Consider the following 24,714-nt stretch of genomic DNA (forward strand, 5'->3'; position numbering starts at 1 on the left):
CACCATCGTTGATGGTGCGCACGTTTTTCGTTTACAGATGTGTAGTGCGTGGCGTTGCCCCTCGACTACGCTCGGGGTGACCCCCAAGAAATGACGTAATGACAATCATGACGATTATGACGGTATGACAGTTATGACGTCATAGTTGTCATAGCGTCATAACGTCATAACTGTCATAACGTCATGTCTTCAACGTTATTCGTCGGCGAATTCGTCAAGGTCCAGATCGTCGCCACCAAGGTCTACGAGGTAGTCGTCATCGGAAGAGGCGCGGGCCTCAAGGATCTCCTTGGCTTCTTCAACATCGTCTTCGAAGACGAAGAGCTGAAAGCCGTCGGCCTTGTTTTCTTCGATCTTATGATCGATGCCTGCTTCGCGAAGTTGCGAGGCAAGGAGTTGCGCTTCCATCTCGTTTTCGAATGTCGATAGAAGGATCATGACCCGACTCCTACACTGATGACGTTATTTACCTGGTGCCTGCTGATATTTCTTTGCCTTCTCGGGGTTGGCCTTCATCCATGCTTCTGCCTGACGCCCGATGTTGTCAAATGTACGCTTTTGATGTGCTTCCTTGAGCTTCGACAGTGGTTTTGGGAATGACCATACGATAACCCAATCATCGGTCACGAGGATCTCATCATTGGTGTCCTTGCCGGCTGGCTTTTCATCTGCCTTGTACAAGACCCTGCAGATGGCTTTCCGTGCATCTTGAGGAAGGGGCTTGCCCCACTTGATATACATGATCACACCACCATCAGCTCCGGTGTATGCTTGAGCGATCTTTCGCTCAGGAGCACCAAATGCCGGAAGCACGGTTTCCCATGAATTCCAGAGTGATGTAGCGGCCTTCGTTGCTGGCTTGACGGTCTTGGTCTCTTTATAGCCCTTAGGAACCTCACTCGGAGCCCAGATGAAGGCATCAAGGTTCATCGTGATCTCACGGTTGAACTTCGAGAAGTCATATCTGGTCGTAACGGATTCAACCTTGACGGTGTGTCCCGGCGGTGCCTTGAAGTTTGGCATTTGGGGCATCTGCTGGCCGATCATCGGTGCAGCAACAAGGGCAAGTACAAGAGCGAGTTTCATCATATCAGTCACGGGTTAGTTTACGGTACGAAATGCGGTGCGGTCGGTCGGCCTCAATGCCGAGTCGCTTGCGACGATCCTCTTCATACTGTGAGTAGTTTCCATCGAACCAGACAACCTGGCTGTCTCCCTCAAACGCAAGGATATGCGTTGCAATCCGGTCCAGGAACCAGCGATCGTGGGAAATAACGACGGCACATCCTGCAAATCCTTGTAGGGCCTCCTCAAGGGCTCGGAGGGTGTTCACGTCAAGGTCATTCGTTGGCTCGTCGAGGAGGAGGACGTTAGCCCCCTCCTTCAACATCTTGGCTAGGTGGACACGGTTGCGCTCTCCACCGGAGATCTGGTCTACCTTCTTCTGCTGGTCGCTGCCGTTGAAGTTGAACCTGGAGACATAGGCGCGGGAATTCACTTCGCGAGTACCGATCATGAGAATATCGGCGCCGTCACTGATCTCTTCCCAGATGGATTTCTTGGGATCGAGCGGACGGTTCTGATCGATATAGCCGAGTTTGACGGTTTCGCCTACCTTGAATGAACCACTGTCTGGCTCGAGCTGACCGGTGATCATCTTGAACAATGTTGTCTTACCGGCACCGTTCGGACCAATGATGCCGATGATACCGCCGGGTGGCAATGAGAACGAAAGGTTCTCATACAGGATCTTGTCACCGAAGGCCTTGGAGACATCAACGGCATCCACTACACGCTCGCCGAGACGCGGTCCAACGGGGATGAAGATCTCCATCTCTTCGTTACGCTTTACACTCTCTTCATCAAGCAACTTCTCATAGGCAGAGATACGTGCCTTGCTCTTGGCATGACGTCCCTTCGGATTCATGCGCACCCATTCGAGCTCTTCCTTGAGCGCTTTCTGACGCTTGGATTCTTGCTTTTCCTCAAGTGCTAGGCGAGCAGTCTTCTGCTCAAGCCATGCAGTGTAATTGCCTTCGTATGGTATACCGGCGCCATTGTCGAGCTCCAGGATCCAGCCGGCTACGTTGTCCAGGAAGTACCTGTCGTGCGTTACAGCGATCACGGTTCCTTCGTAGTCATGCAGGTGACGTTCCAACCATGCAACACTGTCGGCATCGAGGTGGTTGGTTGGTTCATCAAGAAGCAGAACATCCGGACGTTTCAACAACAGACGCACGAGGGCTACTCGACGCCTTTCACCACCGGAGATCACACTCACAAGTGTGTCAGGGGGCGGACAGCGCAAGGCATCCATCGCCATCTCCAGCTTGGAGTCGATATCCCAGGCGCCGATCGCATCGATCTTCTCCTGGAGCTTTGCCTGCTGATCCATGAGCTTCTCGTAGTCGGCATCGGGCTCGGCGAACTTCTCGCTGATAGCGTTGTAATCACGTAGAAGACCCACGGCCTCCTCAGCCCCTTCCTCAACAACCTGCCTGACGGTTTTGTTGGGATCGAGTTCCGGCTCCTGGGAGAGGTAACCGAACGTGACGTCCTTGTTCTTGGTGATCTGGCCGACGTATTCTTCGTCGAGTCCGGCGATGATCTTCAACAGTGTGGACTTTCCCGCACCGTTCAGACCAAGCACGCCGATCTTTGCGCCATAATAGAAGCTGAGGTAAATGTCTCGCAGCACTTGGCGGTTTGGCTTGTAGATCTTGCCTACGCCAACCATGCTGAAGATGATCTTTTGGGGTTCAAATACTGCCATAGCCAGCAAAATTACGACTTTGCACGATGTCTCTCTTGGCCGTTCTTCTCGTTCTCTCCTCAGCGGTGATCCACGCGGTCTGGAATCTTCAGGCAAAGAAGGTGGGAGGGGGCCTTCCCTTCGTCCTTCTCACGGGCATCGTCTCCACGGTTCTCTACCTCCCGGTAGTGATTCCCGTCTGGATCTACTTCACCCCGGTGCTGGATGTGCAGTCGGTTCTGCTCATCGGCACGGGAGCAATGATCCACCTTGTCTACTTCATGCTCCTGATGCGCGGATACCGTCACGGCGAGATGTCGGTGGTCTACCCCCTTGCCCGCGGGACCGGTCCGGCCCTCACGATGATCTTTGCGTCACTGTTCTTCGATGAAGTGCCCACACCCGGTGCCGTAGTAGGGATGATCCTCATCGGCAGCGGCGTTGTGATCCTCAGCGTGCCGATGTTCAAAGCCGGACTCGAGCACCTGCGCAAAGGTATCGTATATGCACTCTGTACGGGGCTCCTCATCGCGCTCTATACCACGTTCGACAAACGTATCATGGTCTCCGTGGCCATCCTACCCCTGCTCTACGATTGGAGCGCCAGTGCAACACGAACCATTGCGCTATCGCCGCTGCTCTGGCGCAACCGCATGGGCATACGCGATGTATGGCGCGAGCACAAGGGCAAGGTTCTCTTCATCTGCCTGGTCTCGCCTGCGGGATACATTCTGATGCTCACGGCAATGAAGCTTGCACCTGTGACCAGTATCGCCCCCTTACGAGAGACCAGCATACTCTTTGGTGCGTTTCTCGGAATACGGATGTTGGGTGAGGGGGATCAACGCCGTCGACTCTTTGCCGCAGCAGTGATGGCCACCGGTGCGGTCTCGATCGCATTCTGGTGAGCAACAGTTCGCTAATTTTCGCAATGAAACAACCTACGTGGAAAGAGTTCTTGAGCGATCGCAAGGGAATGGTCCTTGCAGTGGTCACGTTTGCTACACTGTTCATTACGCTGTTCTCCTACACGCGCTTCCTCAACAGCGTGGAACAACGTCAAGGTCTGGTATTCCAGGACCCGATCCACGCCCTCGTTGGTCCAGTCGACATGACGTGGCCGATCTTCATCGTCCTCTACGGCGCACTGATCGTGGCCATTGTAGCGATGGCACGCACTCCAACGACGCTCTTCAAGGCCATACGCGCCTACACGATGCTTATTGGACTCCGCATCATCTGCATGTGGCTTCTGCCGTTGGATCCGCCAACAACGATGATCCCACTTGGTGATCCTTTGGTGCAGATGTTTACCTCCGGATCATCTGTGCCACTCACGCGCGACCTGTTCTTCAGCGGTCACACATCGATACTTTGCGTCATCGGTTTTGTGCTTCCGAACCGCGTGTGGAAGACGGTGTTCTTTGTACTTGCCGGGATCGTTGGCACAGCCGTTATCCTGCAACACGTCCACTATAGTATCGACGTGGTAGTAGCTCCACTTGCCGCATGGGCAGCCGCATCCTTGAGCGGTGCAGCTGAGTGAGTTTTATGATCTCAAGCGCTGAGCGAGGCCGATCAAGACCTCGTTGATCATCGTGGCGGCCAGTTTTGCTGTGCGACCGTCAACATCAAAGTGAGGATTGACCTCAACAACATCGAATGCCGCAAGTGAGCCCGACGCGGCAGCAGTGCGTAAACATGATGCTATCTCGTGTGGAGTGAATCCATCTGCAGCCGGCGCACTAACACCTGGAGCATAGGCAGATGCGAATGCATCCATGTCCAGCGATACATAGGTCCGCTGAGACAATGCAGCATGGGCATACATTCTGTCTCAGATGAAGGCGATGTTCTCACGTCGGATCTCATCAAGCATCACAACGTGCATACCAGCATCGCGCACATAGTTGAGATGTGCAGCGGAAACACTCGCCCCTTGCAGACCAAACTCCACAAAACCGCCGGGCAAGAGGTGGGATGATTCCTGAGAGAGCATCTGTCTGAACGGTGAGCCACTGTGTGCACGTGTTTCATCTTGGAGGGGGCGAACATCAGCGTGCGCATCGATGTTCACAACACCATATTCCTTGCCCGATGATTCCATCGCACGGATGGTTGGCCATGCGCAGTCGTGACCACCTCCAAGCACCACCGGTATGTGTCCGCGAGTTACAACGCGCTTCACTACATCGTGCTGTACATCATGGATCTGCTCAAGGGTCTTGCCCTCGGTACTGATATCACCCATATCTACGATACTCAACAACCCCTGCTCTACCACATCCTGGATCTGTGATGTAGCAAGTTTTTTGAGACTGGCACGAATCGCAGAAGGGGCTTCTGCCGCACCGGGCCTGCCGTTGTTGCGCGCTACTCCGATGTCCTGTGGAACGCCGATAAGGACAACCACGGTTTTGGCTGTTGACGGTACAGACCTCGCATCGGCCAGAAAGTGGCCAATGCGAGGATCTGCGGGATCTACTGGAGACATGATCAGCGTGTGATGACGAGTGGGATGGTCTGGCGGACCATTGTGGACTCAACGCTGATACGGTATGAACCGGACGGGATCGATGTTGGTAGCTCAAAGCGCTGCTCGCCGGCAGCAAGATCACCGCGATGGATCGCAACGATCTGACGTCCAACAAGATCACGCACGATGATCTGCGCGTCGCGCAAAAGTTCCGGACGATATACTTGCAGGCGTACCGTTCCATGGTCAGCAACCGGGTGCGGAACAACATCAAGAACGAAGACGGATGTTGGATCGATGACGTTGTCATCAACACTTGTCGTTCCTACGGTGCCTACCAGACGTACTTGTTTTGCGCTCTGACGTTCATCGTTGGAATAGACACGGATAGAACCGGAAGTGGTGCCTGCGTCAGGACGTTCAAAGGCGAGGATCACAACAATGGAGTCGCCCTTGGCAAGAGTAGCGGGCAGCGCTACCGATGTTGAGACAAGGAAGAAGTGTTTGCGCACAGAGAAGATCGCTAGACTGTCAACGCGCAATGGTGCATCGGTCATTGAGCGGATCACAAACGACTTCTCTTCACGTGCGGGAGCAGCGAGTTGCCACTTTACACTATCGGTGCTCGTTTGAATTGTTGGCTTTGGAGCAACGGTGAACTGCATCCACGCCTTGTTGCCGAAGTCCGGTTCAAACACCTTGATCGTAGCACCGCCGGATTTAAAGCTCAAGCTCCCGGTTCCGAGTTGCGAACGCAAGAACCAGAAGTCGAGACCGTAGCCTTCCTTGTTGACCAGTTCAAAGTCATAACAGCCGCTGGCAAGATCGAAGTCGTAGGTAAATGTTGTTTCGCTTGCAAGGTTCTCACCAGAACCGATCACCTCACCTGTTGTCTTCTTCAGTTTCCATACGTACTGTTCTTCAGCCTGTTTGTTCGTACGAAGAACGATCTGCAGATCATTGTAGTACGCCGGAGGCATTACGAATTGTGTTGCGCGTGTGTTGTTCGGTGCATACTGATCACCGGTGAGCACAACCGTAGCAGCAAAGGATGAAAGACCTTCGGCTGTTGGCCAAGATGCTTCCGGAAGAACAACGGTGTCGCGACCAAGGAACTTGAGATTCCCCGTCCAATTGAACGACTTCTTTCCGGCACCATTCACGGTGTATTCGATCGTGCAGGTCGTGAGGTCAGTTGATCCGGTGTTTTGAATGACGATCACGGGCTCGCCACAGATCGGATTGAGTCTGCCGTAGTACTCCCAATTGTTCGGAGAGATAATGTCTACAACTGCGGCATCCTTTTGGAAGTTGGCATCACCATATCCGATGAGTTGTGTTGACACTTCCCATCTGCCCCATGCTTCATTCGCAGCCTGCTTCTTGATGCCATAGTCGATGCTTACGCTGCTCTTGCCTGTTGCGAACGGCGTGAGTTCGAACTCATACATATCAACAGGTGCACCCGGACACCAACCAGTACGATCGATGAGCCACGTGCCCCCTTGAGGATAGACCGGATTATCACCACCCTCTTTCCAGAGCAACCACGAGAATCGCTCAGTTCCATCCACGCTGAGGAAGTGTGTACGTGGGCAAAACTCTGCGCAGTTGGTTTCATTGCTGAAGTCGTGACCACTTGTAACGGCTTTGAGACGGAAGGTCTTTGCTGCTGCATTGAGTTTCACATCAACCGGTGGCAGAGACGTTCCCGCAAGGACTGCCGGGAACATCGCACCACGATCATAATAGACCTGATCGATCTGCTTCACATCACGAGGCGGGGTGCCCTTGATGAAGATGAACGTCATGTCGATGAGTTCCTGTTGATTGCCTGCCGACAACGTAACATTGTTGCGAAGCAGCGGAGCAAAGTCCGTTACATCATACTCCCAACGGAAGCCATTCGGCCCGAGGTCGAGACCAATGCCATATGGAGTGATGTATCGACCGATCTCGAAGTCCACGATCGGATCGAAGTACGGAGAGAGAACCTTTCTGAGTGTAGTCTCAGCTGCCACGATCGTGGAATCCACCTTGAGACCGGCCTCATCGTACGTGTAGAGTTTCCCTGCTTCTTGAACAAGGAGTGTGTCTGTTGGGACCGACGGATGATCTGCAGCACCCGGACGATAGATGCGTGGCTGCACCGGACGCTCATACAGCACAACAGAGGTTCTGCGTGGTTCCATTGTGACGTCTACATCAACACGTGTTGTTGTTGCCGAAACGGTTCCGAGTTCAAATGTTGCAAAGGGGCGAGCAGTATTCGTCTGCGTCATATACCCCATTTGATCGAGCAGCAGACGGTCGCGTGTTGGTACACCAAAGAGTGCAGCCATAAAGCCCGACCCAGTCTCATCCCGTGCGATCAACGGATCCGTATCGAGCTCACCGCGGTAATAGGCAATGAGTTTCGGGTATTGAGGATGTGTATCGGAGATCTTGCGTGTCATCCACGTCTTGATCGTTGCTTCGTCAAGCGCCGTGTTCCACACCTGGATCTCATCGAGGAGACCCTCGTAGGAACCTGAGTTGCCCGAGCCAACCACAAAACGTGTGATCCCATTCATCTTCTTGGTCATGCCAGCGCCTTCATGGAAGAGGGCACCGTTCAGGTAGATACGCATCACGCCCGACTTGGACTTCGTATACGCCCAGTGATTCCAACGTCCTTCGTATGAGTCTGCAGCAGCGTTCTTCTCAATACGATCTCCGGAGCCATCAGCAGGATTGATCCCCGCATCCCAGTATATCGTGCCATTGTCCCACGGTGCGTGAATATTCAGAACACGTCTGCCCTGCGCATCGTACGCCTCGAGCGTGTTATGTGCACGTGGAAGTTTAGCTGCATTGCCCCAGCACCAATAGGAGATTGTGATTTCATCATTGATCAGCGTGCCGATCTCTCCCGGCACATCGATACGGTCACCTGCCGTAAAGTTGAACACCTTACGCGAGCCATCATCTGCCAATCCGTCCGGCGCACTAGCTGCACTGATCCCCACTATGGAGGGGGCTCCTTGGCACGAAAAGTCGATGATCAGATCCGACGCACCGTCCCACATGAATGGCGTTGAGAACGGGATATGATTCACGCCTTCTACAAAGGAGATGTTCCGCCTGACAACAGTCGTGAGATCTTCATTCTGCATCGTCTTGCCCAGCGTTGCATTCTGCGTTGCCCGGATGCGGATCGTGAACAGCGATACGTTTGGTGCCGCTGCTGACGTGGTCAGCTTTATACCGTTGATTGTCCCGGCCGTCATTCCGGCGGCAGTGAGTTCTGTGGCCTTCCAGATGTATCGTACTCGACCGCCCTCTGGACGGATCACAGCAGAGTTATTCTGTCCTCCGGCACCTATCGGGAAATACTCCCCTTCAGATGAGCGCTGCACGGTTGTTGTCCGGTAACGAACCGTGTTGTTCACAAACGAAGCACGATACGGGAACGAATCCGGAGTTGCTCCGCGTACAATGAAGTTCACCTGCGTTCTCCGCGTAGAGTCAAACTCGCCTGTTGAGTCGCGCAACACTGTATACGTGAGGTAGTCCCACTCTCCGCACGGATAGTTATCCTGCGTGGTTGCCGGGTCGCACTTGAGAGTGTACTGCATGAGCACCTTCTCGTACCGTCCTGGCGGCGGGAACAACCATGTTCCCGATCTCTTTGTGATGTCTGAGAACTGTAGGGTTTTGACCACCACAGTGTCACCATCAGCAGCTATGAGAGCTGCCGACCCAAGGAAGAGAAATAGCGCGGTAGCAATGAATAGGGGGCGTACCGAGAAGAACATAGAACCTCCGAATCGTAGACTCGAAAGTTACGCAGTACGGCGTTACCTCAGCACCACGAACCTACCCATTGCAATGGCCAATCCGTCAGCAAATGCGTACGCCGTATAGGTGCCATTGCCGAGAGTGGTGATGGGAATAGAAGATGCGTTTTCAGCCTGGAGTACAACTCGACCCAGGTGATCCATAATGCGAATGTCCGTTGGCTGTAGGGGGCCATTCACTACGAACGACACATGATCAGTGGCTGGACAAGGACTTACATGTGCTGCTTCGATTGGCAAGACATCGTCATCAACTGAAGTGCTCCCGCCCCCTTCCCCTAGAACCGCAATCTCACTCTCGGAAAGCAGTCGTCGGTAGATCTTCAGATCATCAAGAAGGCTCCCAACATCCTTGCCCGCAAGATGTAGGTAGTGTGCCTCCATAAACGAATTGGCTGAGAGATCACCGATGGTTTGAATCAGTTGTCCATTCCTGTACCCCTTAACCTCACTTGTAACACCCGTAATGCTCCAAACAAAGGCGAAGTGATTCCATGACGTATCAACGTCGATACATACTGCCTCATACCCATCGGCGGTGACTACCTTGAAGCAGAGCCGATCTTGCTGCTGGCTTGAGCGGTGAATGTCAATAGACCACCGTACCCCGCCGGCATTCGTATCAGGTGCTGCGGCTATCGGAAAGCCAGTTGGCTCAGATGGAAGTGAGACACCGTCGACGTTCTTCTTATACCAAAAACTTACCGACAACTGATCTCCATCAAGTTGCTTCGGAAAACTGTACATCTGACCGCTAGCTTCAAAGAAGATGCTCTTGCTTGCAGTCCCTGTTCTGTCAACACCATATCCGTATTCGCCAAACAGATTTCCGTTCGCTCGATTCACGGAGCTGTCAAGAGAATTCCCATCAAAGGCGTAATGAAAATCGGGCGCCTGTGCTGAAGCGCAAATGCTTGCGATCGCAAACGACAAGAGGAAAACCACATGCTTCATTGGAATTCGCCAGTAAAGTGAGACTCTGTCGAATATAGATACTGCCAAGGTCACCTACACAGGTCACCTACACAGGTCACCTTCAGGCTAGTGCCGTGCTACGCCCCCATCCACGTTGATCGTCTGCCCCGTAATGATCCCGGATGCCGGGAGAGCCAGGAAGGCAACCACATTGGCGATGTCTTCCGGTTCATCAGCTCGGTGGACGGCTTGGGCAGGGATGATGTGTTCTAGGAGGGGGCTCATCACGGAAGATGTTCCGGCATTCTGTGTAGCCGTAAGGCCAACCGTGATGGTGTTGACGGTGATTCCGTATTTCCCTACTTCTGCGGCCAATGAACGTGTGAAACCGATGACGCCCATCTTGGCGGTAACGTAGTGCGTGAGATACGGCGTGCCGAGCCAGACAGTATCGCTTGAGAACGTGATGATGCGACCGAATCCGGCGCGCTTCATATGTGGCAGCACTGCACGAACGGTATGAAAAATGGAGTCGAGCGTGATCTCCAAGGTCTTCTTCCATTCAGCGAACGAGAGCAATTCAAACGGCTCTTCGCTGTAGTGTCCAACGTTGTGGACGAGGATGTCGATGTGTCCGAATCGCTCAATGGCGGTGTGAACCACGCGCTCTACATCTGCCGGGTTGGTCATATCCGCACGGATGCTCACCACTTCTCCTCCGAGCTCGAGTACGGCGCGTTCCGTGTCCACAGCTTCTTCGAGATCGGCGATGATGAGCTTTGCACCTTCTTCGGCAAGCCGCTCACAGAATGCGCGGCCATTACCGATGGCTGCACCGGTGACAAGGGCTACACGATCCCGTAAGCCCCGTTCAAAACGTGTGATCTGCATGTCAGCGGTGCCTTAGGCGGAAATGAGGCCGAGCTCGATCCCAACTTCTTGGAAGATGTTGAGGATGGTATCGAGATGTTCGTCTTCGTGTGTAGCCATGTAGCTGGTCCGCATCATGGAGAGATTTGGCGGAACACCCGGTGGTACAAAGGCATTCACAAAGACGCCTTTATCGTAGAGTTTGCGCCAGAAGACAAGTGCGAGTTGTGCGTCGCCAACGATGATCGGTACGATGCCTGTGCGCGACTCAATGACGTTGAATCCGAGCTTCGTGAATCCGGCGCGCATCTTGTCAGCATTGGCGATGAGTTTTGTGATGCGTTCCGGTTCCGCTTCCACGATATCAAGGGCTGCAAGTGCCGATGCTACAGAGGCAGGTGTAGGTGAGGCACTGAAGATGAGTGCCGGGGAGTGATGCTTGATGTAGTTCGTTACGCGTTCCGGACCGGCGATGAAGCCACCAAGGGATGCGAATGTCTTGGAGAACGTACCCATCGTCATGTCGGTCTTTTCTACGAGACCAAAATGTGATGCTGTACCTCTTCCGCCTACACCAACTACACCGGTTGCATGGGCATCGTCTACAAGCACACGTGCACCGTACTTCTCGGCTATCTGTAGCATTTCCGGCAGGTGAACAAGCTCGCCGGAAACAGAGAATACGCCGTCTGTTACGATGAGCTTACCGGCACTGTCTGGGATGCGCTGCATCACGCGTTCGAGATCTTCCATGTCATTGTGCTTGTAGCGCACAAACTCGGCAAAGCCACCCTTTGCCAACAAAGCACCATTGATGATACAGGCGTGGTTCTCCTTGTCGGAGATCACATAATCACCCTTTTGCACGAGCGACGAGATAACGCCGAGTGCAGTCTGGTAGCCCGTTGAGAACAGCAGAACGTCTTCGGTGCCGAGATAGGCAGCGAGACGTTTCTCCAATTCAACATGGAGTTTGATCGTGCCCGTTAGGTAGCGCGACCCTGAGCAGCCGGTTCCATAGCGGTCGATGGCATCCTTGGCGGCCTGCTTCACCTTGGGGTGGGCTGTAAGACCGAGGTAGTTGTTCGAGCCGGCCATGATCACCTTGCGGCCTTCGATGGTGACCACCGGACCTTCGTTCTCTTCAACCGGACGGAAGTACGGATAGAGACCGGCAGCTTTTACTTCATCGGCCCGCGTAAAGTCTCGACACTTCTGGAACAGATCCACATAAACTCCAATTTTGGGAAAACAAATATCGGAAAAGCTAGGGGGCTAACGCAGGTTGTCAATCTGGACCGGAAAGCCGAGGTCGGCTTTTTGTACTGCCGCGATACAATCCTGCAGGTCGTCCTTGCTCTTACCCGTCACGCGAACCTTTTCATCGATGATCTGAGCAGTTACCTTGAGTTTCTGCTCTTTCACCAGCGACGTGATCTTCTTAGCGTCTTCTTTTGTGAGCCCAGCTTTGAGCTTAACGGTCTGGCGCACGCTCTTCCCGCTGAGGAGCTCCACCTTTTGCTCATCCAAGGCAAGTACACTGATGCCCCGCTTGATCATCTTGTTCTTGACGATCTCCAGGGCAGAAACAATGAAGTGCTCGCCGTCGGCCCGGATCTGAAACGATTTGTCGTTCCGCTTAAGTTCAACCTCACAATTCGACCCTTTCAGGTCATACCGGTGGTCGATCTCCTTGATGGCCTGGTTGATGGCGTTGTCCGCCTCTTGCATGTCGACCTCACTGATGAAGTCGAAAGAATACGTTGACATAGATCCTCCTGAGCACAAAGATACGGGGTCGGGAGAGTTTGTAGGGAATGTCAGGGGGCGTAAGTTGTCGTACGTATAATCTCGTACCGCCATCTTTGAGGGGTCATTCGTATGACGACGAACGTTCCGAGAGCCCTGCTGCTCATCCTTTGCCTGACGTTGCTACAAGGCTGCTACCACGTTCGCGTGAATACTGCCGCCTATGACCCATCAACAACCTACCGGTCCGAAACGGTTCACACGCTCTTCTGGGGTTTGGTGCAAGAAGATGTGATCGCATCGAACTGCGACTCCATCAACGTGAAGGGACTGGATGAGGTTCGAGTGACCAACAATTTTGGCTACTCCCTCATCACCGTCCTCACACTGGGCATCTGGTGCCCAACACAGATCGAATGGAAGTGCTCCAAGCCATGTCAGCGCGAAGGTGAACTATGATCATCAGCCGCACCGGTGAACGTCAGTGGATCAACCGCCACGAAACCTTTGAGCAGGAGATCGACGATCTCGTAGACCTTGGCAACAACGACTCCGGCAGCGTCCTTGATGACTACAATGACGCCACACTGGGCATTCAGCTTCTCATTCAAGAGGCAATCGACAAGGGTCAGCATATCCGTGCGGTAGGGGGCGAATGGTCCTGGACCAAGATCGCTTCAACTGACGGACTTCTGTTGAACACCAAGCCCCTTAACCTCACCTTCCGCATTTCGGCTGCCAGTGTCTCCGGGAACTATGCCAAGACGAACGATGACCTCTACTTTGCACAGTGTGGTGCGTCCGTACAGGAGCTGAGTATAGCTCTGAAACGGAGGGGGCGTTCGCTTCGGACCTCGGGCGCCAGCAACGGACAGACGATCGCCGGGGCAATGTCAACCGGGACCCATGGTGCCGCCATTGACTTCGGCGCAATTACGGAGTGTGTTGTTGGACTCCACATCATCGTGAACCCTACACGTCACGTCTGGTTGGAACGAGCATCGTATCCGGTGGCCTCTGACTCCTTTGTCTCGAAGCTCAATGCTGAACGCATCAGCGATGATGAACTATTCAACGCTGCTCTGGTGAGCTTTGGGTCGTTCGGTTTCATTCACGGTGTGATGATCGAGACCGAACCGCTCTTTCTGTATGAATGTCATCGCGTGAACCTACCGTTCAACGATGCGCTTCTGCCAATGATGAAACATCTCGACTTCACGGACTCACCTCTTCCGCACGGAAGTGAACGTCCGTGGCACTTCCAGATCGTTCTCAATCCGTATGATCTGGCAGGGGGCGTTTTGGTGACCTGTATGTACAAACGTCCGTACCGAACCGACTACACGCCTCCCGCCGGACTGCAAGGTGGCGTTGTTCCCGGCGATGACGTCCCAACCTTCATCGGCGGTCTTGTGGGTATTGCAACCGGTCTGATTCCGGCAACGGTCAATACGCTAGTAGGAGCAACCTACAAGCCGTATTCAGATGTATGGGGAACACATGCAGAGATCTTCTCCAACACGGATACCCATGGTAAGGTCCTAAGCAGTGCCGTAGGGATCGATCCGATGGATGTAGACACCGTGACGCAGATCTTGCTTACCATGAACGTCTCAGAACAGTTCTCAGGGATCTTCTCCTACCGATGGGTGAAGAGCACGGAGGCCACGCTTGGATTCACGCAGAATCCTCATACGTGCATTGTGGAGCTCGATGGTGAATACTCCTCACGTTCGGTGGACTTCTGTAGGGACTTCTGGAGAGAGCTGGACAAGGCAGGCATTGCCTATACCTTCCATTGGGGGAAGGTGCTGGAGCTCAACGCCACATCAATTCGCACCATGTATGGCACCGCAAAGGTTGCTTCTTGGCTGAGGGCACGTAGAACACTCATGCAGGATCCGAAGAGCATGGTGGCCTTTACCAATGACCTCATGGTTGACTGGGGGCTCGATTCCACTGCGGATCCGGATGTGATCGTCTAGGGGGCTTGCCATACGGTCCGGGTGCCGTAGATTCATAGTCACTATGAAATACGGTATTTCCCTCCCCAGCCTCTCCTTTGCCTCTCGGGATGTCCCGGCAGGTATTGTTGTTTTCCTTGTAGCTCTTCCGCTGTGCCTTGGAATTGCACTCGCCTCCGGAGCGCCGCTCTTTGCCGGAGTGATCGGTGGTATCATCGGTGGCATCGTTGTAACGCTCTTCTCCGGATCAGAACTTTCCGTGAGTGGACCGGCGGCTGGACTTGCATCCATTGTTGCCTCGGCGATCATCTCGCTTGGATCATTCCCCGTCTTTCTAACGGCGGTTGTTCTTGCAGGCATCATCCAGCTTGGTATTGCAGCAGTGCGTGCCGGCTCACTCGGCAACTTCATTCCGCACAGTGTGATCAAGGGGATGCTTGCTGCTATCGGGATCACCATCATCCTCAAGCAGATCCCTCACGCAGTTGGATACGATCACGGTTTCACCGACGAAGAGATGGCCTTTGCCGGCTGGGACTGGCTTAACATCTTCCTCGATCCGTTCCGCGCATTGGACATGAACATCCTGCAGCCTGGTGCAGTGGTAATCACTGCGGTGTGTCTAGGTATCATCCTATTGTGGGAATGGGGTCCGATCAAGCGTCAAGCATGGACGAAGATCGTACCCGGCGCTCTTGTCAGTGTTCTCGTGGGCGCGCTCATCAATCAAGCGTTTGGGGCCTTTGATACGGGGTGGCAACTCACGGCAGAAAAGGACCACGTAGTTGAGTTGCCGGTTATCACTTCTATTAGCGGATTCTTTGGCCAATTCACCTTTCCGGATCTCTCTGCCGTATTCCGAATCGATGTGTGGACTATTGCTGTAACGATCGCCATCATTGCGAGTATCGAATCTGTCCTCTCCGTAGAAGCCGTTGATAAAATGGATCCAGAAAAACGGATCTCCGACGTGAACCGCGAACTCTACGCCCAGGGCATCGGCAATACTCTGAGCGGTTTCATCGGTGGAATTCCCGTTACGTCCGTTATCGTTCGATCGTCCGCGAATGTCTATGCCGGTGGTCGCAGCAGACTGTCGTCCTTGGTTCACGGACTCCTGCTTCTCCTTGCCGTTGTCCTCATCCCAAGCTTGCTCAATACGATCCCCCTTGCCTGCCTTGCTGCCGTTCTCTTGGTAGTGGGGTACAAGCTTTCCTCCGTTAAACTCATCCGGGCAATGTGGAAGGAAGGGTATACGCAGTTCCTTCCGTTCATCGCAACATGTATTGTGATCGTTGCAACGGACATTCTGGTCGGTGTAGGGATCGGTCTGCTCGTGAGCGTGTTCTTTGTGATGAAGTCCTACCATCGCACTTCGATGACGCTAGTGAGCGAGGGTCGCAATTGGCTCCTTCGTTTCAACAAGGACATGACCTTCGTTCAGAAGTCGTCATTGAAGAATGCTCTTCGTCAGATCCCATCGGATTCGCACGTGATCATCGATGGCACCAAGGCCCTCTATGTTGATCACGATATCTACGAGACGATCCTCGATTTCAATCAGGCGGCGCATCACCGCAACATCACCATTGAGTATCACCACTTCTATGGCAAACAAGGAGCACATACCCATGGATGATTTCCGCAGACTTCTTCTGAACAATCGTGCTTGGGTCAAGGACAAACTCGATCTGCGCGCCGATTTCTTCACGGCATCAGCCCGTGAACAGAGGCCGGAGTACCTCTGGATAGGCTGCTCCGATAGTCGTGTTCCTGCCGAGGAAGTAACCGGCACACAGCCAGGAGAACTCTTCGTCCACCGTAATGTTGCCAACCTCGTTGTTCATACGGACTTCAACATTCTCAGCGTTCTGCAGTTTGCCGTTGACGTATTGCAAGTGAAACACATCATCGTATGTGGTCATTATGGGTGCGGAGGTGTGAAGACCGCCATGACGAAGAAAGACCTGGGCCTCATCAACAAATGGCTGCGCAATATCAAGGACGTATATCGATTCCATGCAGAAGAGTTGGATGCGATATCAGACCTTGAACAACGAACAGATAGACTTGTTGAACTGAATGTTATCGAACAGGTGAGCCACATCTCGGACATTTCCTTTGTCCAGCATGCATGGAAGGATCATCGCAGACCAATGCTTCACGGCTGGGTGTACGATATGAAAACCGGCAAACTGAACGACATCATCAAGGTAGACCCAGGTGAACATCCGCACGACATCTACGAATTCGAGTTTGAATAAAGGGCAGCGGCATGACATCCAACCAGCTAACACCCCTCATCGAGAACTTCTTTGAGGCACGGAAACAACTTGTGGCGGCTCTGCGCTCCACACCAACAACCGTTGAACCGTCGGACTATCAATTGTCTGAAGGGGGCTCTGCAACATCGATCACAGATCTCTTTGATGGTCGCAACGATCTGATCGTGATTCATAACATGGGCAAAAGCTGCGTCTATTGCACGCTGTGGGCTGATGGACTCAACGGAATGCTTCCACATCTTCAAAGTGGTTCGGCGATCGTCCTGATGAATCGCGATCTCCCCGAGATCCAGCGTGAATTCGCCGAGAGTCGCGGTTGGAAGTTCCGCATGATCCGCGATGACGATGGACATTTCACCAAGACCATGGGCTTTGCCTCAGAAACCGATAAGGGTCTTTCCTTGATGCCCGGCTTCTCAACATTCCATCGGAATGATGATGACGGCAGCATCACTCGTGTTGCATATGACTTCTTCGGTCCGGGCGACACCTACATGCCCATCTTCCCGATGTTCGAGCTTCTACACGATGGCGGATCCAACTGGGCACCACAATATTCGTATCAGCAGCCGATCACCATCACCCTCCCAGAAGGACATTGATATGGAACGCAACGCCATCAATTGGTTTGAGATCCCGAGTACCGACTTCGATCGAGCAACAACATTCTATGGTGCCGTCTTTGAAACTTCATTGCCGGTGATGGAAATGCCCATTCCTGGCGGAGACCCGCTGAAGATGGCAATGCTTCCGGCAGATGAGGGCAAGGTAGGCGGGGCCGTTGTTTACCTCAAGGATCATCGTCCAGGAACACAAGGCCCCCTACTCTATCTCAATGCAAATCCGGACCTGCAAGCGTATCTCGATCGTGCAGTAGCTGCCGGCGCAACACTTCTCGTTCCGAAAACAGAGATCGGGAATGGCTACGGTTTTATGGCAGTCTTCCTCGATAGCGAAGGCAATCACATGGCATTCCATTCTAACGCGTGATCGTCATGCTGAGCAAAGAGTACTTCGCGTTCTTTTCGCAACTCGAGAAGAACAACACAAAAGAATGGTTCGATGCGAATCGAAGCACGTATGAACAATACGTGAAGGCACCGTTCAAGAACCTTGTTCAAGAACTCATCGATCAGGTTCGCACCATCGAGCCTGCGTTGCACCTCGAGGCAAAGGATGCGATCTATCGCATCAATCGCGATATCCGGTTCTCGAAGGAGAAGATCCCCTACAAGACCCATCTAGCCGGACACATCAATCTTCGTGGGAAGAAGGCCATGGGCTATCCGGGGTTCTACTTTGAAGTGGGTGCAAAGGGTGGAGCAGTTGGAGGGGGCGCGTACATGCCTGAGAAGGAAGAGCTTGCATCCATCCGCGACCTTATCAGTCACGAAGGCAAGGACCTCCACAAGCTGCTCAAGGCAAAGTCATTTGTGTCGCTGTTCGGAGAACTCAAGGGCGAGAAGAACAAGGTGTTACCAGCTGAGTTCAAAGAGGTGGCTGTTAAGGAGCCCCTTATCGCCAACAAACAGTTCTACTATTGGGCCGACATACCAAAAAGCGTCTTCACCAGTCAGGACTGTGTGAAGACGCTTGTGGAATACTACAAGGCCGCTAAGCCTCTCAATGATTTCTTTGCTCAGGCGCTGGACTGAGCCCTGTACTTAGAAGGTGTACGAGATGGTTCCGGTTACTTGACGTCTGAGGATCGTACCACCGAACACTTCATAGTGTTGACGGTCCAATAGATTGAACACATTCACGGATGCACGCAGATCTGCTGTGATGTAGTAACCCGCATTGAGGTTGACCACCGCGTATGAAGGAACGAATCCTTCGAACAGGCCGGCGATCCACTTGAAGCCTTCCACATATCGGATCTCGATCCCTGCATCGTAGTTACCGGCATTGAGATACGAGATACCGCCGTTGATGCGATGACGTGATGTATTCGGAAGGATCTTTGCCGCCGGCACATCGTTGTCAACCACCTTGGTGTCGAGGTAGGCATAGTTCGCATTTACGCTGAGCTCGTTCGTAAGGAAGTAGGCAGCGCTGATCTCGGTACCGATCTCATTGACGATGGCAATGTTCGTTGGTGCGATCACAAGAGAAGCAAGACCCTTGTAGTAGGCAAGTCTGTTCGGGTCAACCGGCACTCCGCCGGCACGAACCTTGCGGACTTCGGCGAACATCACAGAGTCAGCGATGCGGTCCGTTTCCGCGTCACCCGTGTTACTGCGAACCGGCGCATACACATCAGGCGTGATACCACCCAGCGGCGCAGAGATGAAATCTGCGCGACGGTTGAAGTAGACGTTGAAGCCTACAAAGAGCTTTGCATCGAAGCTGCCTTTGTAGCCGAATTCGAATGACTGCGCCGTTTCCGGATCGAGTTGAACATTGCCCAGGTTCCACTGTGCGGTGTTTGCGGTAAGGGGCAGATTGGCCTGTACCGGACGTCCAACGAGCTGACTCGTAACCGAGTCTACGATACCCGGAATGGCACTGAGATTTGCCGGGGCACCAGCCGGAGAATACCGATAGAGTTCTGCATAGCTAGGACGAAGGAACGAGCGGTTATAGGTGAGGCGGAAGCTCTGTCCCTTCATTGGTTCGAGAACCACGCCGAGCTTCGGCGATAGTTGAAGATCGAACAGGTTCGAGGCATCTACTCGCAATGCACCAACAACGGTCACAACATTTGTAGGCTTCCATTCGAGTTGGGTATAGCCGCCGAGGAAGCGACCATACAATTGTTGCGGATCGGTGAGGCCTACACCTTCAAGGACGGGCGCACCGGTCTTTGTGTAATACGCAATGGTATCAACACGGGCCGGCGAATAGATGTCCTGATACTCGGCATTCACGCCAACGATGTAGTGAAGGTTGGCATCGGCAATGGTGTTGTTGTATTGGGCATCAACACCCATGATGGTCGATTCTTCGGGAGACGCAGCAACAGCATTGTAGACCACTTGCTTGAGCGGCGTTACCCGACGTTGCCAAAGACCCTGAACGTTGAAGTTCTCGCTTTGATAGGCAAGACGTGCAAAGGGTTTTTCAACTCGCTGAACAACTAGTCGACCCGTTTGATTCACATACATTTCGTCGCCGGATGCTGAGAAGCCCCCTTCAGCAAGAACCTTACTTGTTGGTGAGAGATCATAATCGAGACGTAGTGTGCCGCCTACAGCGAACGGATGTCGGTGCGCATCAGAGAGGATGCGCGAATAGCCGCGAGTAGTGTCTGTTACGTCGTACGAGGGACCCGGATATTCGAGACCGTTGTTCGGTTTTGTTGGATCGAGATTCCGCGGCACGAGCGAGTAGTTGTAGGAGTAGTTACCACCGATGGCAAGCTTGTAGGAGAAGTCTCCCATCGCGCCTGCGTGACGGATCGAGGCACGATACGTCTCCCATTCGCCGGCAGATACGGTCACACGGGTACCAAGAACTTCCCGCGGTGAAAAGGTACGCATGTTGATCACGCCGTTGTAGGCGTTAGGACCATAGAGTGCCGATCCCGGACCGTGTACCACTTCGATGGAAGCAAGATCTTCCATCACGGTCTGCATCGAATTCCATTCAATGAGGTTGATAAGGGGCGTTGATGGATCGCGTCCGTCGATGAGTACAAGCATTCGACGGTTGATCGAGCTATTGAAGCCCCGTGCATTCACGTTGAAGTCGTTTGAACCACTCTGCGCAACATCCACACCGGCAAAGTGCTCAAGGGCCTTTGCGGTCTGTCCGTGGGCAGCGGCTTGCTCGAGTGCCATGGGAGTGACGATGTCGATAGCTGCCGGAGCATCCGTGAGTTTCTCTCCTCTACGCGATGCGGCATAGACCATGATCTCGCCCATGTTCCGGTTCGTTGGGTCGAGGACGATAGCTACTCGGACAGTGTCCGATCCCACCACGTCTACTGTACGCTCCTGAGGCAGCCAACCAAGACCCCAGATCTTCACGACGTGCTGACCTGGAGGAACATTACCGATGATAAACGAACCATCACCACGCGTCGTCACCATCTTGGTGCGTCCGGCAAGTAACACATTCAGCCCGTTGAGGTTCTCCTTGGAGATCGCGTCCGACACCTGTCCAATGATCACACCCGAACCTTGCGCCAAAGCGGAAACCGAAAGAAGAACAAGAGCTGTCAAGAGAGAACCAAGCGTGCGCATATTGCTCCAAAATGAAGTCATCCCTGTGAAACCGACCAGTCGGTCGGAGTGCAAACCTATGAAATCTGCCCTTTTCAGCATTCTTTTTACGTTGGTAACGTTCTCTGTGACCGTCTTCATCGCATCCGCACAGCTGGACCATTCGGCCTATTCTGCAGTGCTAGGGTCTCACGTCCGTGATGGAAGAGTGGACTATGCTGGCATCAAGAAGGATGGCAGGTTTGCCCCCTACCTTGCTTCTCTGTCTTCGACCAAGGCGTCTGGGTTAAAGGGTGCAGATCGACTAGCCTTTTGGATCAACGTCTATAATGCGTTCACGATCAAGTTGATCTGTGACAACTTTCCGCTGAAGTCCATTCGGGATCTATCGAATGGAAAGGTTTGGGACCGACCCCTCGTAACGATCGAGCAGACTACGTACTCACTCAATGAGATCGAGAACGATCTGATCCGTCCACTCGGCGACAATCGAATTCATTTTGCTCTGGTTTGCGCAGCCCGGAGTTGTCCGCCCCTCTTGTCAGAAGCATACACAGCCGCGAACGTAGACTCCCTTCTGGACCTTCAAGCGCAGAGGTTTCTCAATGACCCAGCTTTGAACCGATTTGACAACGCAGCAGGAAAGGCCTATCTCTCACACGTATTCGAGTGGTATTTGGCCGATTTCGGGAAGACCCATGCGGACCTTTTGCGGACGATCTCGCGCTACCTGCAACAGCCGATACGGGCTCGTCTTGAAAAAGAGCCTAAGGCATGGACCATCGTGTGGAATGACTACGACTGGTCACTCAACGGCAAATGAGTCGTTGTGTACGGCGATGTCCGGCTGTGACATTCACAAGGATGTACACCCCTCTGCTGAGTCCGCTAACGATCTCTTCCTGCACCACACCTGTTGTGTGTGATACGAGCATTCCGCGTAGGTCATAGACAAAGAACTCACTGGCCGGATCGACGGGACAATACAGTGGGTCTTCAGTGTTGACGCTCACTGTTCGTATGATCGCCGAGATATCGATCGTACGTTCAGTACTGCAGGAATCGAGCGAGAATCTCAGTTTACCCTTCACCTCTCCATCGATAGATATCTGGGAGGGGGCGATGGACACACCGATCGACGTTTGACGTCCGTGAGGCAAGACCAATCCATCGGTCATGGTCGTGGTGAATGGCTCATCGATCCGCACATTCTGCGTTGTGATCTTGTTGCTGCCGATGAGTGACACATTGATTGTGAACATCCGCGTAAGAGACGCTTCTGAAGTGAGCACAGTATCAAAGGAGACCACACTCGGATGGTCGACCGAAAGACCAATAACCCGCATTGTAAGAGGGATGGTAAGAGCCCCTTCACATCCTTCGCTTACAAAGGAGATCGTAAGCGAGTCTGTGTGGACACCCGGAAGTCTCTTGATGTCCGTGGTGATCTGCACGGCCTGCTCGGATGTGGATGGAATGGTGACCGGACCGTTCACGAGAGAGATGTTGTTTCCGAATTGTTTTCCGGACACACTCGTTACCTGGATCGGGAACGGAGACGGATTATCGATCCGTATGGAAGCGAATCGTGGTGTTGGAGTGTCGCACACGATCTTTGCACCAAGATCTGCGGGCAGGGAAGACATGACACGAAGCGTCTCCCGCGAGCCTTGCACAGGGAGCTTGAATCGAGTGTTGCAGAGTCGAGAGATAAAGATCAGTGAGTCCTTGATCAGCCCTGTGGCTTTTGCCGAAACATTCACGTTCCACACAATGGCGCTCGCTGGCGGAATGATGATGGGCAGATCTGTGGAAACAGCAAGTGCTGACCCGGAACGAAGTGAATCGATCACGATGGTCTCAAGTCCATCATTTCGAAGTGTGATCCCCGACGTGAACGAGGCATCACACACCGTCAACGGTGGTATCACAAGCATCGGCGGATCAAGGACAAGTCTGTGGTCGGGCACAGTGATCACGATGTCCGACGTATCGGAGCATCCATTGAGATCCGTTACCATCAATCGGATCGAGGTAGTAGAATCGATTCGCGGCCAGACCATGTCCGATGTTGTGTCGATCACCGTTCCGTTCTTCAACCAACGGTACGTGTATGGAAGTCGTCCGCCGGTGAGCTGACTCGTTACCTCTACAACTGTACCTGTACAAACGCGGTCTTCCGTTGCATTGATGATCGCAAGGGGCTTTGCATTGACCGTTACGTTCGTCGAATCTGTGATCGTACTTCCAACAGAGTCTGTAACGGTAATAAAGAGTTTAAAGGAAGCTGCTGGTGCGATCACCAGCGTCTGACTCTGCGTGGTGGTATCTAGTAGCGGACCGCGCCAACGATAGGAAAGTCTGCCCGTTCCTCCCGTTGCTGTTGCAGTAACACTCGTTGGGTTGCCATTACAGACACTAACCGACGCTGGAACAGTGAGATCGAACAAGGATATGAGCGGCGTACAGGCACTTGCATTCAGCTTGTTCTTCATCAGCGTCACAACACGGCTGTGAAACACAAGCTCGGTTCCTTGTGCTGTGAGATGGCAGTACGACATGATCGTACCCTTCGTTGCCTTTGTTCCGGTGAAACAACTGCCTTCGGCAGTGTAACACGAATCGATCGGTGGATTCCACGTGCACGAATGTGTATGCGGTGAACCAACATTGTGTCCGAGTTCGTGTGAGAACACATCTGTGTCCCACACATAGCCGGCTGCCGGATAGGTAACGTTGTTATTCGTCCCCACCACTGCATAGCCCCATTGCTTATTGCAGAGTTGATCAACATAGGCGATACCACCAATGTTGTTCACGCCAGAGAACAGATGAGCAACGCTGCGATTCACAGTTCCGTTCAGTGTCCGCCATCGATCGCGGAATTGAACGAGCATCTCATCGGGCAAATTTGAGGTATACGGATCCGTTGTGGTCCACACCATCAGCGAACCGATGGTATGTGTAGCTGTTACGTCTCGTTCGTAGATCGCACTCGATGCCGCAACAACGGCTTCCGCATATTGAGTGGCCTTTGTGAGATCGCGACCATGATCGATGTAGAATGGCTCATCACACTCGATGGAGAGCTTGATCTGGCGGAACGTCACTGCCTGCGGACCGTCGGCATTCTTCTCGCTCGGTGTGTGCACATCCGTTGGATCCAACGTGCCGCAGTTCCAATCATTCACCGCCGGCACGTCTGCGCCATCATACACAACCATCGTCTGCGCACCACTCCCATTCGATAGGGGGCTGATGCGATATGTTCTATTCAACGCTAATGGGCCCGTAGTGATAAATCCCGTGCACCAGTTGGGATAGACGGCAAGGATCACATAACTGTCTGGGATGTCGATGATGCGTCCGCGGAGAAGAACACTCTGCGGTGGCGGCACAGGCATCGGACCATTTGCGGTCATGGCAGTAATGGTTGTTTGCTCGTCGATCACTCGGAACCGACTGGCCCTGATCTCTACGGTGCCGAGTTTAGGGAGCTGCACAGTGAGCATGATCGACTCGTCATCTGCCAATGATCGCGCTTGGGAAAACGCCGTTGCATCGATCGAATAGAATGAGGCCGCATGTTTCCCCGTGAACGAGGCAGGCCATTTCTCCGGCGTAAGAAGCGGTTGGTTCTCTGCTGCGAAAATGGGAAGTGTGGCAAACACGAAGAGACAGAGATAGAGAGTTCGCAT

At 53.2% G+C, this 24,714-nt stretch carries 22 protein-coding genes; 10 read left to right on the plus strand and 12 right to left on the minus strand.

The annotated features are described in order from the left end of the window. Nucleotides 1-195: 195 nt before the first annotated feature. The 3 genes from IPI29_11055 to ettA are packed head-to-tail and all read right to left on the minus strand — an operon-like array spanning nt 196 to nt 2,773. A complete protein-coding gene (locus tag IPI29_11055; protein ID MBK7413081.1) occupies nt 196-438 on the minus strand; it encodes a DUF2007 domain-containing protein in 243 nt (80 codons plus the stop codon). A gap of 24 nt (nt 439-462) precedes the next feature. Continuing rightward, on the minus strand, nt 463-1,089 hold the full coding sequence (locus IPI29_11060; protein ID MBK7413082.1) for a hypothetical protein: 627 nt from the start codon (nt 1,087-1,089) through the stop codon (nt 463-465). Nucleotide 1,090: 1 nt separating this feature from the next. Next, entirely contained in the window at nt 1,091-2,773 is a 1,683-nt protein-coding gene (gene ettA / locus IPI29_11065; protein MBK7413083.1) for an energy-dependent translational throttle protein EttA, read from the minus strand. A 35-nt stretch (nt 2,774-2,808) separates the two neighbouring features. Here ettA and IPI29_11070 point away from each other — a divergent pair, with 35 nt between their 5' ends. Both IPI29_11070 and IPI29_11075 read left to right on the plus strand, forming a co-directional pair. After that, on the plus strand, nt 2,809-3,660 hold the full coding sequence (locus IPI29_11070) for an EamA family transporter (GenBank protein ID MBK7413084.1): 852 nt from the start codon (nt 2,809-2,811) through the stop codon (nt 3,658-3,660). 23 nt (nt 3,661-3,683) lie between these two features. After that, complete coding sequence (locus IPI29_11075) at nt 3,684-4,298, plus strand: hypothetical protein (protein MBK7413085.1); 615 nt, start codon at nt 3,684-3,686, stop codon at nt 4,296-4,298. 3 nt (nt 4,299-4,301) lie between these two features. On the opposite strand, the gene IPI29_11080 is transcribed toward IPI29_11075, so the two are convergent. The 7 genes from IPI29_11080 to IPI29_11110 all read right to left on the minus strand — a co-directional run bounded on the left by IPI29_11080 (nt 4,302) and on the right by IPI29_11110 (nt 12,622). Next, the gene (locus IPI29_11080; GenBank protein MBK7413086.1) at nt 4,302-4,583 is read right to left on the minus strand and encodes an arginase family protein; all 282 of its coding nucleotides are present in this window, start codon (nt 4,581-4,583) and stop codon (nt 4,302-4,304) included. A gap of 6 nt (nt 4,584-4,589) precedes the next feature. Beyond that, complete coding sequence (locus IPI29_11085) at nt 4,590-5,246, minus strand: formimidoylglutamase (protein ID MBK7413087.1); 657 nt, start codon at nt 5,244-5,246, stop codon at nt 4,590-4,592. A gap of 2 nt (nt 5,247-5,248) precedes the next feature. Further along, entirely contained in the window at nt 5,249-9,025 is a 3,777-nt protein-coding gene (locus tag IPI29_11090) for a hypothetical protein (GenBank protein MBK7413088.1), read from the minus strand. Between the two features lie 42 nt (nt 9,026-9,067). Continuing rightward, entirely contained in the window at nt 9,068-10,021 is a 954-nt protein-coding gene (locus IPI29_11095) for a hypothetical protein (GenBank protein ID MBK7413089.1), read from the minus strand. An 87-nt stretch (nt 10,022-10,108) separates the two neighbouring features. Then, complete coding sequence (locus IPI29_11100) at nt 10,109-10,873, minus strand: SDR family oxidoreductase (GenBank protein ID MBK7413090.1); 765 nt, start codon at nt 10,871-10,873, stop codon at nt 10,109-10,111. 12 nt (nt 10,874-10,885) lie between these two features. Continuing rightward, nucleotides 10,886-12,082, minus strand: coding sequence for a pyridoxal phosphate-dependent aminotransferase family protein (locus IPI29_11105; GenBank protein ID MBK7413091.1), 1,197 nt, complete (start codon nt 12,080-12,082; stop codon nt 10,886-10,888). A 45-nt stretch (nt 12,083-12,127) separates the two neighbouring features. After that, nucleotides 12,128-12,622, minus strand: coding sequence for a YajQ family cyclic di-GMP-binding protein (locus IPI29_11110; protein ID MBK7413092.1), 495 nt, complete (start codon nt 12,620-12,622; stop codon nt 12,128-12,130). 135 nt (nt 12,623-12,757) lie between these two features. Between IPI29_11110 and IPI29_11115 the strand changes: the two genes are divergently transcribed. The 7 genes from IPI29_11115 to IPI29_11145 are packed head-to-tail and all read left to right on the plus strand — an operon-like array spanning nt 12,758 to nt 18,505. After that, nucleotides 12,758-13,060, plus strand: coding sequence for a hypothetical protein (locus IPI29_11115; protein ID MBK7413093.1), 303 nt, complete (start codon nt 12,758-12,760; stop codon nt 13,058-13,060). After that, complete coding sequence (locus tag IPI29_11120; protein ID MBK7413094.1) at nt 13,057-14,586, plus strand: FAD-binding protein; 1,530 nt, start codon at nt 13,057-13,059, stop codon at nt 14,584-14,586. Before IPI29_11115 ends, IPI29_11120 begins: the two co-directional genes overlap by 4 nt. A 43-nt stretch (nt 14,587-14,629) precedes the next feature. Continuing rightward, the gene (locus IPI29_11125; GenBank protein MBK7413095.1) at nt 14,630-16,204 is read left to right on the plus strand and encodes a SulP family inorganic anion transporter; all 1,575 of its coding nucleotides are present in this window, start codon (nt 14,630-14,632) and stop codon (nt 16,202-16,204) included. Next, nucleotides 16,197-16,829, plus strand: coding sequence for a carbonic anhydrase (locus IPI29_11130; GenBank protein ID MBK7413096.1), 633 nt, complete (start codon nt 16,197-16,199; stop codon nt 16,827-16,829). The genes IPI29_11125 and IPI29_11130 overlap by 8 nt, the downstream gene beginning before the upstream one ends. 11 nt (nt 16,830-16,840) lie before the next feature. Next, complete coding sequence (locus IPI29_11135) at nt 16,841-17,452, plus strand: DUF899 family protein (protein ID MBK7413097.1); 612 nt, start codon at nt 16,841-16,843, stop codon at nt 17,450-17,452. A gap of 1 nt (nt 17,453) precedes the next feature. After that, complete coding sequence (locus IPI29_11140) at nt 17,454-17,840, plus strand: VOC family protein (protein MBK7413098.1); 387 nt, start codon at nt 17,454-17,456, stop codon at nt 17,838-17,840. Continuing rightward, complete coding sequence (locus tag IPI29_11145) at nt 17,837-18,505, plus strand: DUF2461 domain-containing protein (GenBank protein MBK7413099.1); 669 nt, start codon at nt 17,837-17,839, stop codon at nt 18,503-18,505. The genes IPI29_11140 and IPI29_11145 overlap by 4 nt, the downstream gene beginning before the upstream one ends. Nucleotides 18,506-18,514: 9 nt before the next feature. Here IPI29_11145 and IPI29_11150 read toward each other — a convergent pair whose 3' ends face one another. Further along, nucleotides 18,515-21,037 (minus strand): TonB-dependent receptor, encoded by a 2,523-nt coding sequence (locus IPI29_11150; protein MBK7413100.1) that lies wholly within the window; start codon nt 21,035-21,037, stop codon nt 18,515-18,517. 58 nt (nt 21,038-21,095) lie between these two features. Here IPI29_11150 and IPI29_11155 point away from each other — a divergent pair, with 58 nt between their 5' ends. Beyond that, nucleotides 21,096-21,839: a DUF547 domain-containing protein gene (locus IPI29_11155; GenBank protein ID MBK7413101.1), complete on the plus strand. Its 744-nt coding sequence runs from the start codon at nt 21,096-21,098 to the stop codon at nt 21,837-21,839. On the opposite strand, the gene IPI29_11160 is transcribed toward IPI29_11155, so the two are convergent. After that, complete coding sequence (locus IPI29_11160) at nt 21,826-24,714, minus strand: hypothetical protein (GenBank protein MBK7413102.1); 2,889 nt, start codon at nt 24,712-24,714, stop codon at nt 21,826-21,828. The genes IPI29_11155 and IPI29_11160 overlap by 14 nt on opposite strands.

The organism is Ignavibacteria bacterium (assembly GCA_016707005.1).
GTDB lineage: Bacteria > Bacteroidota > Ignavibacteria > Kapaibacteriales > Kapaibacteriaceae > UBA10438.

What these genes read in the sequence shown, in the direction of transcription:
- IPI29_11055 (MBK7413081.1), bottom strand. Translation starts at nt 438, where the DNA reads ATGATCCTTCTATCGACATTCGAAAACGAGATGGAAGCGCAACTCCTT.
- IPI29_11085 (MBK7413087.1), bottom strand. Translation starts at nt 5,246, where the DNA reads ATGTCTCCAGTAGATCCCGCAGATCCTCGCATTGGCCACTTTCTGGCC.
- IPI29_11080 (MBK7413086.1), bottom strand. Translation starts at nt 4,583, where the DNA reads ATGTATGCCCATGCTGCATTGTCTCAGCGGACCTATGTATCGCTGGAC.
- IPI29_11090 (MBK7413088.1), bottom strand. Translation starts at nt 9,025, where the DNA reads ATGTTCTTCTCGGTACGCCCCCTATTCATTGCTACCGCGCTATTTCTC.
- IPI29_11135 (MBK7413097.1), top strand. Translation starts at nt 16,841, where the DNA reads ATGACATCCAACCAGCTAACACCCCTCATCGAGAACTTCTTTGAGGCA.
- IPI29_11110 (MBK7413092.1), bottom strand. Translation starts at nt 12,622, where the DNA reads ATGTCAACGTATTCTTTCGACTTCATCAGTGAGGTCGACATGCAAGAG.
- IPI29_11125 (MBK7413095.1), top strand. Translation starts at nt 14,630, where the DNA reads ATGAAATACGGTATTTCCCTCCCCAGCCTCTCCTTTGCCTCTCGGGAT.
- IPI29_11160 (MBK7413102.1), bottom strand. Translation starts at nt 24,714, where the DNA reads ATGCGAACTCTCTATCTCTGTCTCTTCGTGTTTGCCACACTTCCCATT.
- IPI29_11120 (MBK7413094.1), top strand. Translation starts at nt 13,057, where the DNA reads ATGATCATCAGCCGCACCGGTGAACGTCAGTGGATCAACCGCCACGAA.
- IPI29_11150 (MBK7413100.1), bottom strand. Translation starts at nt 21,037, where the DNA reads ATGCGCACGCTTGGTTCTCTCTTGACAGCTCTTGTTCTTCTTTCGGTT.
- IPI29_11130 (MBK7413096.1), top strand. Translation starts at nt 16,197, where the DNA reads ATGGATGATTTCCGCAGACTTCTTCTGAACAATCGTGCTTGGGTCAAG.
- IPI29_11140 (MBK7413098.1), top strand. Translation starts at nt 17,454, where the DNA reads ATGGAACGCAACGCCATCAATTGGTTTGAGATCCCGAGTACCGACTTC.
- IPI29_11155 (MBK7413101.1), top strand. Translation starts at nt 21,096, where the DNA reads ATGAAATCTGCCCTTTTCAGCATTCTTTTTACGTTGGTAACGTTCTCT.
- ettA (MBK7413083.1), bottom strand. Translation starts at nt 2,773, where the DNA reads ATGGCAGTATTTGAACCCCAAAAGATCATCTTCAGCATGGTTGGCGTA.
- IPI29_11075 (MBK7413085.1), top strand. Translation starts at nt 3,684, where the DNA reads ATGAAACAACCTACGTGGAAAGAGTTCTTGAGCGATCGCAAGGGAATG.
- IPI29_11095 (MBK7413089.1), bottom strand. Translation starts at nt 10,021, where the DNA reads ATGAAGCATGTGGTTTTCCTCTTGTCGTTTGCGATCGCAAGCATTTGC.
- IPI29_11060 (MBK7413082.1), bottom strand. Translation starts at nt 1,089, where the DNA reads ATGATGAAACTCGCTCTTGTACTTGCCCTTGTTGCTGCACCGATGATC.
- IPI29_11100 (MBK7413090.1), bottom strand. Translation starts at nt 10,873, where the DNA reads ATGCAGATCACACGTTTTGAACGGGGCTTACGGGATCGTGTAGCCCTT.